This is a genomic window from Chryseobacterium sp. UNC8MFCol (assembly GCF_000482305.1).
In the GTDB taxonomy this organism is placed as follows: Bacteria; Bacteroidota; Bacteroidia; order Flavobacteriales; family Weeksellaceae; genus Chryseobacterium; species Chryseobacterium indologenes.
In genome coordinates this window covers 100,218-113,792 of sequence record NZ_AXUZ01000016.1, presented here as the reverse complement: position 1 = coordinate 113,792, position 13,575 = coordinate 100,218, and the positions used below count along the sequence as shown (strand labels likewise).

At 36.6% G+C, this 13,575-nt stretch carries 12 protein-coding genes; 2 read left to right on the top strand and 10 right to left on the bottom strand.

The features are described from left to right. Nucleotides 1-9: 9 nt before the first annotated feature. The gene (locus M030_RS0111000) at nt 10-399 is read right to left on the bottom strand and encodes a VOC family protein (RefSeq protein ID WP_027373554.1); all 390 of its coding nucleotides are present in this window, start codon (nt 397-399) and stop codon (nt 10-12) included. 277 nt (nt 400-676) lie between these two features. Here M030_RS0111000 and deoD point away from each other — a divergent pair, with 277 nt between their 5' ends. Continuing rightward, nucleotides 677-1,387, top strand: a complete 711-nt coding sequence (gene deoD, locus M030_RS0110995; protein ID WP_027373553.1) for a purine-nucleoside phosphorylase — start codon at nt 677-679, stop codon at nt 1,385-1,387. Between the two features lie 75 nt (nt 1,388-1,462). On the opposite strand, the gene M030_RS0110990 is transcribed toward deoD, so the two are convergent. From M030_RS0110990 to M030_RS0110980, 3 genes are all read right to left on the bottom strand, one after another. Continuing rightward, a complete protein-coding gene (locus M030_RS0110990; RefSeq protein ID WP_027373552.1) occupies nt 1,463-2,248 on the bottom strand; it encodes a TatD family hydrolase in 786 nt (261 codons plus the stop codon). 69 nt (nt 2,249-2,317) lie between these two features. Continuing rightward, complete coding sequence (locus M030_RS0110985) at nt 2,318-2,968, bottom strand: hypothetical protein (RefSeq protein WP_027373551.1); 651 nt, start codon at nt 2,966-2,968, stop codon at nt 2,318-2,320. A 1-nt stretch (nt 2,969) separates the two neighbouring features. Continuing rightward, entirely contained in the window at nt 2,970-3,683 is a 714-nt protein-coding gene (locus tag M030_RS0110980) for a DUF434 domain-containing protein (RefSeq protein ID WP_027373550.1), read from the bottom strand. Nucleotides 3,684-4,106: 423 nt separating this feature from the next. On the opposite strand from M030_RS0110980, the gene M030_RS25280 reads away from it, so the two are divergent. Beyond that, nucleotides 4,107-4,946 carry a DUF4822 domain-containing protein gene (locus M030_RS25280; RefSeq protein ID WP_081806328.1) on the top strand — a complete coding sequence of 280 codons (840 nt, stop codon included), beginning with the start codon at nt 4,107-4,109 and terminating at the stop codon, nt 4,944-4,946. A 52-nt stretch (nt 4,947-4,998) separates the two neighbouring features. Here M030_RS25280 and M030_RS0110965 read toward each other — a convergent pair whose 3' ends face one another. The 6 genes from M030_RS0110965 to M030_RS0110940 form a co-directional block, all read right to left on the bottom strand. Further along, nucleotides 4,999-6,045 (bottom strand): MBL fold metallo-hydrolase, encoded by a 1,047-nt coding sequence (locus M030_RS0110965; protein ID WP_027373549.1) that lies wholly within the window; start codon nt 6,043-6,045, stop codon nt 4,999-5,001. 11 nt (nt 6,046-6,056) lie between these two features. Next, nucleotides 6,057-7,637, bottom strand: a complete 1,581-nt coding sequence (locus M030_RS0110960) for a Na+/H+ antiporter (protein ID WP_027373548.1) — start codon at nt 7,635-7,637, stop codon at nt 6,057-6,059. A 259-nt stretch (nt 7,638-7,896) separates the two neighbouring features. Next, the gene (locus tag M030_RS0110955) at nt 7,897-8,583 is read right to left on the bottom strand and encodes a hypothetical protein (protein ID WP_027373547.1); all 687 of its coding nucleotides are present in this window, start codon (nt 8,581-8,583) and stop codon (nt 7,897-7,899) included. A 98-nt stretch (nt 8,584-8,681) separates the two neighbouring features. Then, complete coding sequence (locus M030_RS0110950) at nt 8,682-10,436, bottom strand: alkaline phosphatase D family protein (RefSeq protein ID WP_081735611.1); 1,755 nt, start codon at nt 10,434-10,436, stop codon at nt 8,682-8,684. Between the two features lie 95 nt (nt 10,437-10,531). After that, nucleotides 10,532-11,377 carry a thiopeptide-type bacteriocin biosynthesis protein gene (locus M030_RS0110945; protein ID WP_027373545.1) on the bottom strand — a complete coding sequence of 282 codons (846 nt, stop codon included), beginning with the start codon at nt 11,375-11,377 and terminating at the stop codon, nt 10,532-10,534. A gap of 8 nt (nt 11,378-11,385) precedes the next feature. After that, the gene (locus M030_RS0110940; RefSeq protein ID WP_027373544.1) at nt 11,386-13,575 is read right to left on the bottom strand and encodes a lantibiotic dehydratase family protein; all 2,190 of its coding nucleotides are present in this window, start codon (nt 13,573-13,575) and stop codon (nt 11,386-11,388) included.

Genomic DNA, 13,575 nt, shown 5'->3' with positions numbered 1-13,575 from the left:
CGGCAGGAGTTAAGCGACAATTTCAATGATATTATTTTCCGGATCGAGAATTACACTTTCATAATAGCCATCTCCTGTCGTACGGGGTTCTCCGGCAATCGTATACCCATCTTGTCTCAGGAGATTGGTAAGGTCATCGACTTTTTCTTTGCTTCCTGCTGAAAATGCCAGATGTATGATTCCAAACTGTTGGGAATCGTAGGAGTTTCCCCCTTCCTGAATATCAGGCCTTGTCATGATTTCAATACGGCATCCATTCTCAAAACTCAGGAAATAAGACTGAAATTTCTTAAGAGGATTATCATATTTTTCATTGGAAACAGCTCCGAAATATTTCTGATAGAAAGCTCTTGATTTTTCAAGATCTCTGACCCAGATAGCGATGTGTTCAATTTTCATTTTTTAAATTTTAGCTGATTGAATAGAGCAAAAATAACGGATGGAACTTCCTGATACACGCTCCGTATTGTTCTGTTTTTGTTCTGTATGTACCGGGTTTACATTTTGTCAGAAAGAATATGAAATTTATAAAAGTCTTGCTGTATTTTAGGATTTACAATATTTATTCCGAATATCCTGTAGATTTTATTGCCATGATTTGCCTATCTTGTTTCAGTCATGACAATACTGTCAGCAATCTAAAAGTTATTATCTTTGCGGCAGTCAAAATAAAATTATGAGTATTCACATCAGTGCCAACAAAGGAGAAATTGCCAAAGTAGTATTACAGCCGGGGGATCCGCTTCGTGCACAGTACATTGCTGAAAATTATTTAGAAAATGCTGAACTGGTAAGCAAAACCAGAGGAATATTGTATTATACCGGTCTTTACAAAGGTAAAGAAATCACTGTAGGAGCCAGTGGAATGGGTTTTCCGAGCATCGGGATCTATTCTTTTGAGCTGTATACAGAATATGAAGTAGAAACCATCATCAGAATCGGAACTTGTGGTGCTTATAATACGGATCTTAAGCTTTTTGATCTTTTAAATATTGAAAATGCTGCCAGCGAAAGCACTTATGCTAAATACGCTTGGGGAATTGAAGATGAGATTCTTCCTCACCAGGGAAATATCTTTAGTACGATCAATGAAACGGCTAAAGAATTATCATTGAATGCCAAAGCAATCAACATCCACAGTAGTGATATTTTCTACAGAAAAGATCCTGCTACTCCTGAAATTGCAACAAAATACAACTGCCCTGCAGTAGAGATGGAAGCTTTCGGATTGTTTGCCAATGCACAGCACTTAGGAAAAAATGCCGCAACGATTCTTACGGTAACGGATATCATTCCTACTCACGAAAAAATCTCAGCTGACCAAAGAGAAAAAGCTTTGAATCCAATGATGGAACTGGCTTTGGAATCGGCAATCAAGAGTTTATAAGAAGTCCGGGACGCCGGCCAGGAGAATGGGCAAACTGCTATAAAAAAAGAGCTTTACTTTAGTGTAGAGCTCTTTTTATATTCTGAAAAACTGTCTGGCAGTTTCTGTGGTTTCGTCTGCAACTTCGGAAATTTCTATTCTTTTTAAACGGGCAATTGTTTGTGCCACATAGGGCAAAAATGAGGGCTCATTTCTGCTGTTCTGTATTCTGGGCATATTTTTCGGAAGCATGAACGGAGCATCGGTTTCAATCATCATTCTATCGAGCGGAACATACCTGATCACCTCTTCCAGATGCTTAAATCTTCTTTCGTCGCTGATAGCCCCGGTAAACCCAAGGTAAAATCCTTTATCCAGGTATATTTTTGCTTCATCCAAAGTTCCGGTGAAACAATGAACTACAGCTTCCGGTAATTGTGAAATATATTCGTCTGTTATTTCATTCAACCTTTTAAAGGCTGCTCTTTCGTGTAGAAAAAGAGGTTTATTGACTTCTATGGCCAGCTCAAGTTGTGCTTTATAACATTTTTCCTGTATGGGCCTCGGAGAAAAATCGCGGTCAAAATCAAGCCCGCACTCTCCTACAGAAATAACGTGATCTTGTTCCAAAAGGTTTTTAAGCTCCCTGATGCTTTGGTCAGTCAATGATTTAGCGTCATGAGGATGTATTCCGGCTGTTGAAAATAAAATATCCGGGTATTCTTCTGCGATTTGAGCAGACTCTTTGCTGCCTCGTACGCTTGTTCCCGTGAGAATCATATGATCTACCCCTTGATCCAAGGCCCTGTTGATAATTTCATCATGTTCATTACAGAACTGTTTATTAGTCAGGTTAATGCCAATATCGATGTAAGTGTTCATTTTTTACTGATTTATTATATTTTGCAGCAAAGCTACCAGGTTAGTACGCAACCTTTTTACGGTATTCAGTTATTCATTGATAAATTTTTCGAGAAAACCGATGAGCTTTGTTCCGCCATGACTCCAGCGCAGGCCGTGTCCTTCTTTTTCTCTGACTTCAAAAACAAGGCCGTGTTTATAGTGGAAGAATACATTCCACCAGGTTTGGTGTTCAAGAATATCATAGATTTTAGCCATCACTTTTTCCTGCTTTTGCTGATTATTTCCTTTGATTTCACCCCAGAAGTCATCATCCATTCTTCCGATATGTTTTTCCCAGGCTCTCTGGGCAATGGTAATTTCATTGTTAAAAGGTTCCAGACAGGCTTTTATTAAAACTGGTTTAACGGGAGGAGCTGCATTTTCATCGCGAATACTTGCTGATGTCAGTCTCTGACCTAAGAGAATAAGCCAGTCTTCAAACGGAATTGTCTCTAAAATTTGTGCTTTTACCTCATCGGACTGATCATTTCCAAGAATACCTATAAAGTTTTCGAAGATTTCCTGCCTGTTGATTTTTATTTCTTCATTAAAGTAAGGCAGGTCATATTCCAAAATACCAGCTTGATATTTTTCAATATTGCTTTTCAAACTATTTAGATGCTCTTCTGCCAGTACAGCCAGATATTTTTCTTTCCACTCCTTTGAAATAAAGGGAATATATTTTTTTATCAGATTCATTTCAGTATGTTTTCACCAGATTCACCGATAAATTTTCTTTCTCAATCAGATACCCGACAAGGTTAAACCATTCTTTGCAATGATCCAGAATCCAAGCATCTGAGGAAATAATAATTTCTGAACTTTCGGATAAAAATTTATCTGGATTGTATTGAAGCTCTGCCTCCCAGTTGAGATTGTTTTCTTTGGAAAAGTCTAGAATCATTTGTTTAATTCTGCCACTGTTGGAAACCGGCTGATCAAAAATCCAGACTATTTTCCGGATTTTATTCTCCACATGAAAAGCTGCCACCAGTTCAATCGCCTGCAGGGTCTGATGAACCCTTTTATATGTACCGTGAACACCTGAAAGATCACGTAAACATCCGTCCAGCCCTTTAAAAATATAAGCTCCCGAAAGCCAACTTTCTAACAATATCAGGACATTGAACCCATCGAGATAAACTATTTTGTCCTGTAAATCTGAAGCATTCAATTCTTTTGTTTTCCTGGTGGTCAGCTGATGCTCAGATGCTGAAGCTCCCCTCAACGCCTGAACCTGTCTTGTTTTTAACCTGTATCGGTTTCCTACCAGTTCGGATGTTGCTTTTTCTGGATAACCTCTTGTCAGCAAATAGTGCATATCCTGCACAGCCATTCTGAGTTTACCCAACTGCTTTTCTGAGTCGAACAAGGGATCATCACCGGTATTCTTTCCACGGTTTCTGTTATTCATATTTCAAAAATACTTTTTTAGGAAGAAATAAGAAAACCTACATCTTAATTAAAGTTGAAAGCAAAATATTGTATTGTCGCCAAAGGATCGCCAAGGTTTTTAACAAGCTTCATTTTTTAAGGTACAGGGATTTTATCTTCGGTAAAATTTGTGATCTGTCTATTGTTTGCCACGAATGCAAGATTAAAAAGTTTTTGTCATTCTATGTGCCTATGTGGTTTGAAAATTATAGCCTTACAAATATTAGAAAACGCAACGGAGTGTATCTACGACAATTTTTTACTAATATTTCTCAAAAGATGATTTATTGATTTGAAAATCTTAAAAACGAAAAGCTATGTTTTCTACAACAAAAGAGATATTTTATACAAAGTTTGAAACAGCAATAAGGAATATGTTTGCAAAAGATTTAAAAATACTCTTATGAATACACTGAAAAAATTATGTTATCTGTCTGCAGCAATGCTTTTATCAGTATCTTTTATATCGTGTTCAAATGATGACAATGAAATGATTATTGAACAGCAGACTCCTTTCCAGGTTTTATCTTCCACACCATGGGAAACAACCGGAGCTAAAGATAAAAACGGAAACAGCGTGGCATTAACTGATTCCAGCGTTGCGGGATATGTAGGTTTTGCCTATTTCAAAACTAATGGAAGCTTTGCGATCTATAATTTGACTGATGTCTTAAGGTCGATGGGAACATGGTCTGTAGATGCGCAGGGAAAAACAAGAACTATTTCTTCCCTGAACCCGGACGGAACCACTATTTTTACCCGTGATGTTGAAATTCTTGTTTTAAACAGAAATGAATTTACTTACAGAATACGTCCTAATTCTGCAGATCCTTCAGTTTATTATGACATTATCCATACAAGAACATCTCATGCTGAACCTGCCAATGGACAGCTTACATTAGCTTCTACCCCCTGGGAAACAACAGGTGCCAAAGATAAGGATGGAAACAGCGTGGCATTAAATGACAATAAAGTGGCCGGTTACGTAGGATATTCTTACTTTAAAGCTAACGGAACCTTTAAAATCTTCGGGTTAAATGATGTTTTACGCTCTGAAGGGACATGGTCTATTTCTCCGGATGGGAAAAAGAGAACACTGACTACCCCTACATTTACCAGAGTCGTGGATATTCTGACTCTCAACGAAACGACATTCACATACAGAATAACGCCTGATGCATCAAATCCGGCTGTATTTTATGACATCATCCATACTAAGGTAAACCATAAGGAACCTTTATAGTATTATTTTTTTGATCACAAGAAACCCCTGCTCAAGCCGAACAGGGGTTTAATTATATGTATTCTTTCCACCATTTTTCCCAGACCGTGTGCTCCAGGTGATCGAGATTTACTTTTTCACCGATGAGCGGCAAGGTAATGGGTTGATGGTTTTCTTCTGCATATTTTGAGATCAGTTCCAGAGGTTCGTACCAGGTATGCTGAGACAATTTAAATTTTGAATGGTGTACAGGGATGAAATTTTTCGCCTTCAATTCTTTTACTTCGGTAATAATCTGGTCAGGCAAGGAATGGATGTACGGCCATTTCTCGTTATACTGTCCGCACTCCATTACAGCCAGATCAAAGGGTCCGTATTTTTCTCCTATTTCGGTAAAATGATTTCCATAGCCGCTGTCTCCTCCCAGAAACATGTTTTTGGATGGGGTTTTCAATACAAATGAAGTCCATAATGAGATATTCCTGTTCAGCAATCTGCCGGAAAAATGTCTTGCCGGTGTCAGCGTAATGGTAAAACCTTCTGCAATACTGATACTTTCCCACCAGTTTTTTTCAATAATTTTTTCCGGTTTCCAGCCCCAGTATTCAAAATGCTGACCGGTACCTAATCCACAAATGACAGTCCCTACATGATTTTTTAAGGCCTGTACGGTTTTAAAATCCAGATGATCCCAGTGATCATGGGAAATAAGGAGGAAATCAATATCAGGCATATGCTCCGGTTTATAATAATCTGCACCCTGGAAAGCTTTGATAGACCCGGGCATTGGAGAAGCATTTCCACTGAAAACCGGATCTATTAAAAATCTTTTACCATCAATCTGTATCAGATAAGAGCTATGTCCAAACCATACGAGAATATTTTCTTCACGGGTAAGATTTTTGAGATCAGTTGTTACAAAAGGAAGAGCTGTTCGGGGTGATGTATTTTCTATTTTGCATAAGCTGCTCACAAGAGCTTTGGTCATGCTTTCACCTTCTAATAAGGCTGGTGTGACAAGTATATTCTGGAATTTCCCGTTAATATAATTGGGAAGTGTACTGAAATATTCTTTTCTTTTTTCATCGGGGAATTGCCCCAGTTGTTTTACTAAATTCATTCTTCTGGTATTTACATTCTCACTCTTTCTTCTTCCATATCCAATCTGGTTAAGTAATGTCTGATGTATTCTTCATCTATATTCATATTGCGTCTGTTTTCTTCGCGAAGCCATATGCGTTGCTGTTCCAGTGCCTCAAAATATATTTTTTTACCTTCATCAGACATTTTATGAATGGAGTCTTCCTTATCTTCTTTCTCCCAACGATCAAGCATACGATTAAAATATTCATTCTCGGCTCTTCTTTCCCTATAGTTTTCGTTAAGATAATGCAGGGCTACACGACGCATTTCTCTCCGCAGAAAATGTTCGGATTCTTCTTTCGACCAATACCTTCCTCCGGAATCTGATAAGTTGAGCTTCCTGATCAGCGCCGGCAATGTAAGTCCCTGAAGGATTAATGTGACCAGAATCACTACAAAGGTAATAAAGAGAATCAGATCACGATGTGGAAAGGGTTGTCCGTTATCCATCAGTACCGGGATGGATAATGCGGCTGCCAGGGAAACCACTCCGCGCATTCCCGTCCAGCCCATCAGAACGGGAAGTTTCATCCCCGGGCTTCTGTCTGCAACGTTGATATAATTCCGCATTATCATTGTTGTAAATACCGCCCCAAAGGAAGCCAGAAACCGGACTACAATCAATACTGCCGTAATCACGAGACTATAATTGACGGCATCTGAAAAGCTTACTCCTTCTTTACGTAGCCCCACCATAATTTCAGGGAGATCTAATCCTATTAATAAAAATACAATTCCATTGATTAAAAATACAAAGCTTTCCCATACGTTGGATCCTTTCAATCTTGATTCCGGGGTTCTGAAGATCTCATGTCTCCTGACCGAAAGAAACAATCCGCCACTTACTACGGCCAATACTCCCGAAGCATGAACTTCTTCTGCAGCAATATACATCACATAAGGTGCTACAAGACTTAATATCGCATCCATATTGACATCTGTAGGGAATATTTTTTCGATCTTCAAAAAGATATAGGCAAGCAACACACCTATTCCCAATCCTCCGAAGATCATCCATCCAAAGCTTGCAAGAGCGTCCTGCCATAAAAACTGGCCTGTAGCGACAGCCACCATGGCAAACCTGAATATAATCAAAGAAGAGGCATCATTGAAGAGGCTTTCTCCTTCTAAAACTGTAGAAACATTTTTAGGAACTTTTACAAATTTCAAAATCGCCCCGGCACTTACCGCATCCGGAGGAGATACTATGCCTCCCAATACAAAACCTAAAGCCAAAGAAAACCCCGGAATATAGTAATTGGCTACAAAGGCAACTGAAATTGCAGTAAGAAAAACCACGATAAACGCAAAGCTTGTAATGACACGTCTTAGCTTCCATATTTCTTTCCATGAAACGGCAAAAGCGGCCTCATATAAAAGGGGTGGCAGAAAAATAATGAAGATCAGTTCAGGATCAATTTTGATAACAGGCAAACCGGGAATGAAACTTATAAGTAATCCTGCAATGACCAGAATAATAGGATATGCAACTTTCAAACGGTTGGCTAACATAATAGAGCCAATGATTACGAGGACGAGCCCTAAGTAATAAATAAAATTTTCCACCATTGTCTTTTCAATTAATTTTTAAACCTAATGATATATTTTATTTGGTTTTAATCTCAATAGAAAAATAAATATAAGCAATAGATTCGGAAAATGTTATTTTTTTAACAATTTGGTTTTTACCTGGTAGTAATTAAATTGAAATATTGTAAGATAAAATTTAATTTATTTTTGTCTCAGGTCAGGCGGATTACACAGATCTTTATAAAAATATCTAAGTCAACTATACTGAGAGAACGACATTTTATTTTTCTGCTAGGTCTTATTTTACCAGCCATATCACCAAAAGAGTAAATACCATAATAAGTCCCAACATCAATGCAACTGTGCCGAGTACACTTTTCCAGTACTGTAGGGCATTAAACCGGAAGTTTTCAGGATTGATGTAAAAGGCATCGAATACGAAAGGATCTACTCTTAGATCTGGTCTGAAATGGACAATTCCCTGAATAAATTTTCTTCTGAGTGCCCTTTTATTGCCGGTGTAATAGCTAAATCCGGGATCTATTTTACCAAAATCAACCTCAACAACGTCATCATCATACCTTAATTTCAGAAACCAGGTTTTAACTTTTTGCGCTACCCCGACATCATACACATCGGCAAGGCTCCACCCCTGAATCTGACTGTAAAGAATTTCTTCTTTACTTCCGTTTATTTTATAATAGTGAAGTCCTTCATTATCTACCAGAATTTTAGTCACCCTTTCTGCGGAAGCTTTTTTACCCTGACGGAATAAACGATAACCGATGTAAATCAACGCCGGATAATATACCAAGGCAAGTATGATAAAAGCTGTTACGTTCTTGGCCAACAGAAACGGGAATACCAGAAACATTACAATAGCCACCAATAAAAAAATCGGGCAAAAAATCCTGATCAGCCACGTTATGATCCACCAGGGTTTTGATTCCAGTGGTAAAAATTCTTTCTCTACATATTCTTGCATAATCTCAAGATATGAAAAAAAGACTATAAAAACAAAAAAGAGCTGCAATAGTGCTGCAGCTCTTTTTGTACAAAATTGAAATAAAGATGTTCTTAAAACTATGATATACTATGTGTTTTTTCAGTAGTGGTATTATAAGTTTCGGAAAAGACATTGTCTACGAACCTCCATTCTGCCTGAGCGCTTCCTGGAGTAAACTTTATATGCAGATAACCTCTTTTATGAAGGTTAGCATACTCAAGGTCATCGATCAGTAACGAAAATGCCTGAGCCAGTTCCTGAGCTTTAGCAGGATCGGAGCTAATTCCCAGATAGCCTTCTAATCCGGGTGAAGAGACTGAGCTGCATGCCAATTCTGTTCCAATGAAATTTCCCTGTGCGTTGTTGAGTTTACCCAACCATGCATTGTGTGTATCTCCTGCCAGAACAACTACATTCTTCCCCGCCAAAATAGAATAAAGTTGTTCTCTTTCCATAAAGTAGCCATCCCATGCGTCCAGATTGTAAGGGAGAGTGGTTTTTATTCTGGCGATTTCCTGTGGTGTTAAAGCCGGATCTTGCTGCTGATATCTTTTTTTGATAACAATCAATTGGGCCAATGTGGTCTGAAGGGCTTGCATTGTTGCAGGCTGTGCACTTCCATACTTTTTTATTTCACCCAGAATCTGATTGAGCAGCATCAATAATTCGGCAGGAACCAACATTTTGGTCATGAGGATCTGTTGCCCCAGCACTTTCCATTTCGCTGTATCTGTATTAATCTGAGATCCCAGCCAGGCCATTTGCTCACTTCCGATCAGTTTTCTGCCTGTACTTAGAAAGTCTGTCTGAAACTCTGCCTGTTTAAAGTTTCCTGAACTATCCAGATAATCTGAATATTCCATTTGTTTGTCCCTTGCAATCACTCTTGTATCCATCATGTAAAGGGAAAGTATATTTCCGAAATTAAAACTTCTGTAAATTCTAAGATCTTTTCCGGTTTTTAAGGGAATATACTCGCTGTATGCCTGGAATGCCGCCATTTTTCTTGCCTGAAAATCGCCTTCGTCCGGCTGATGATTTTCTGCTCCGGTTTTATAAGTATCGTTGGCAAATTCGTGGTCATCCCAAACACAGATAAATGGTTTTTTCTGGTGAAGAAGCTGAAGGTTTTTATCTCCTCTGTACTGCCTGTATCGTTCTCTGTAATCATCAAGGGTAAGAATTTCTTTAGCGGGCTTATGAGCTCTTCCCAGTGGGTTGGTGTAAGGATTGGTTCCGTATTGTCCCGGTGCATATTCATAAATGTAATCACCAAGGTGCACCACAACATCTGCTTCGGACTGAGCAATGGCTCCATAGACGTTAAAAAGTCCGGCCGGAAAATTAGAACAGGAAACGACGGCCATTTTCACATCATTCACGGAATCAGATTTGGATGGTAATGTCAATGTTTCTCCAATAACACTGGTTTCTTTCGTAGTTCTGTTATAAAACCTGTAATAGTATTTTGTATGGGAAGGAATATTCTGTACATCAATGGCAATGGTAAAATCATTAACAGTCGTTGCATTGGCTTTTCCACGTCTTATGACTTCTGAGAAAGTATTATTTTTACTGATTTCCCAGGTAATTTCAGCATTGGAGCCCGCTGAATATCTTGTCCAGATAATTACTCCTGTTGCTCCGGGATCAAAACTGGCTACCCCGGATTCAAATCCTGAATTTTTTAACCCGTCCGGAGCTGCGTCTGCATCACCGGTGAAGTCATCACTACAGCTTTCAATAAGAGGTGCGATAAAAAATCCACCGGCTGCTAATAATGAATTTTTCAGAAATCTCCTTCTGCTGAATTGGTTGTTGTTTTCCATCATTACTTTTTTGCAAAGCAACGGTATCTGAAGAAGAAGGCTGTTAACTGAGTTTTAATTATTTTTTATGGTTTTTTAAACAGATGTTTAACTACAGTTTACAAAGGATAATTAATTGTAGTTTTATAATGTCTGAGTAGATAGTCATAGATTACCATTTCAAATAACCTTTGATCAGATATGAAAAGTCTGTTGATATTCATATGAAATATACTTTGAAAAAAAACCTGTAAGGACATTCCTAAAGATTGGTTTTCATTATGGTTGATAATATTTTGAAATGCAAGATTGCCTGCCAGAATATTAATAATACATTCTCTTTCTTTAGAAAATTCTTCAGAAGTAAGAAAATCAACAAATTTTAATTTGAATTCTCTATACTTTTTATCTAATTGTGAATTGAGTTTTTTATCTGCATTAAACTCTTGTTTAAAAACATTATTGAAATTCCTGATCCATCCTAGTTTCTCCGGAATAGTAAGATTGATTTCGTCGAGAGTCTGATCAATATAATACATAGAAACAATAATTTTTTCCTCATCATCATAATGCAAGCACTGCAGAGTAAATTCGCTATTGTTTTGGAATAAGGTTTCGGCATCATCCATTGTATTTTCTCCATATCTCTCTATTTCCCTATTGTAAGTATCTACAATAATATTGGAGATTTCTCCACTTTCTGTATATTCCTTTAAGGCATCATTGATTTTTTCAAAAATTGTATTGTAATTATTTATATTACTGACCTTCAGCCTTATTCTTAGGTGTGGCTCCGGATCAGTATAACGAATGAAAAACCATTTTGAGATATGATTATTTTTTTGAAGATCTTCTATAAAAAAAGCAATAGCTTCTTCCAAAATAATATCAGCAGTTTTTACTCCTGTATAAATTTTAATATACAGCCATTCACTTCCGGGAAAAAATTGTCTCTGGGACACCATTATAATTTTTAATTTTTATACATAGGAAAGACAAATTCATATCTAAAATCACAATTTTCATTGTACAGAAACTCTTCAATATTGATCGACTTTTCACTTTTTATAGTTTGAATAAAAAGTTTTGCCATATCATAATTTTCCAGATTCATTGTTAATGTATTATCAAACTTTGCCCACTGAATCCAGGGTTTAATTTTTCTTTTTGTTCTCCAGTTTTTCAATTCAGCTAAAAAAAGTTTTTTATCCGGAATCATGGCATCAAGATGAGCAATATCCTTTTCTGTAATTTTCCACCGAGCTTTTGAAAGAATGATATTATTATATTCTACCCTTGGCAGAAATTTATAGATCTGATCTAAACTTCCCCAATCAAAATATAGTTTCGGGGCTGCATTTTGTGAATATAAATCAGAAAGAAAATGATAAACGGGTAAGGAATTCGTAAAATAATTATGAGCGTTTGTTAAATAAGGCCGTACTTCTTTATTAAGCTTTTTAGATCGTAAAATAATATCGTCATTCTTCAAAGAAATATACAAATCATCTACTGATATCTGATTTTCTTTATTTAAAACCGATTGGGCAAGATATGGAATTTCATATTGTCTTAAAGTAGGTCTTCGAATTACATTTCCTATTCTTGCTTCCGGTAAATGAATTATTTCAGCTAAAATATATTCAGGGTTCAGTTCTTCTTCTTTTTTTGTAATTGCTTTTGTTAAAGCTTCTATTTTTGATTTTTCTGAACAAAATCTTCCAGAAAAATTAGCAGCACTACTTCCTGTATGGCTATTTATAAATAGTTTCTCCTGACTATTGTCTGAAACAATTTCTGCCAGAAAAGAGATCGTATCGGGCAAATTATTCCAGTTTTCTTCAAAATCTTTAAAGTCTTCATCAGACAATTCTATTGTATATTGGCTTTCTAACAAAGCACTTTGTAGTTTCTCATTGAGAATTTTCTGTATAGGATTAAGAATAATAGTACTATTTTGACCTTTCTTTGAATTAGAAATCTTTAGATCTTCCAAATACGGATGAATCCCTTTTATGGCACTATTCTGCTTATATCCGATACCGGCTTCAGTATCAAGAGCAAGGCTTAGAGAAACTTCCCGTGTTTCATATCTCTTTGCAAAGGCTTTTTTAAACTTTTCTAATGTAGTACCCTGCTGAGGCTGATGTATTTTATTTAAAAAAATAACCGCCTTCTTCAATTCATTTTTCCAAATCCTTGGTAGAGTGAATTTAATATTGGAATATAAATCTGTCTGGAATAAATACTTTCGGTCATATTGTATTTCAAAGGGCTGTATAAGTTTCTCAATTTCATGATATTTTGAAATATGATTTCCTATTTCCTGGTCTATTTCGTCTATTTTTTGTTTTACAGAAAGTAAAAGAGATATTTCTTTATCTGCTTTAATTCTATGTAAAACTAAGAGTATGGCTTCCAAAAAGTCTATTCCTGAAACATTAGGTTCAAGTTCGCTTACAAGAACCTGATTATCTACTAGTTCTTCCAAAAAATCCAAAGCATCTTCCCAAGTTATTTCTTCGTTTACAAGAATTTCTGAAAGTTGCTGAATCGTTTTTCCCGTTTTTGAAAATTCTAATATTTGCTGTAATTCTTCTGAAAGAGGAGCTGAGGAGATGATATACTCTCTTTTGCCATTTGCATATTGGTATTCTATATACCGGATTTTATTTCCAAGTTTATAAATAGTGCTGTTTGGAAAGAACAAAAGCTTTTGTCTTATTTCCTGTGTCTTTACAAAATGTTGTCCCAAAGTAACAAGAAAATGCATATCCAGCCTTGTATCTCTAACTAAATCATCAGTATGATCAGATATTTCTCTAACCACATCATCAAAATTCCCTATACTGACATTAGAAAATAAGCCGAATGGGGTACAACGAGTACACATTCGGCTATAATACTTTAAAATGGTATTTTTTAGTTTTTGATATTCTTTTGCAGATACTTCCCGTTCCGAGCTAAAATATTTAGATAGTTCTTCATACAAGTTCGGTGAGGCTAAATAAATGGCTTCCTGAAATACCTTATCATTAAAAATTTCTCTCAACTCTTCACCTGACACTTCTTCACCACCTACTTTTTCATAAAATTTTTTATATGAAAACAAAGGAGTACGCATCATATACTCATTAAAAAACTGATAAGGAAAACGAGGCAT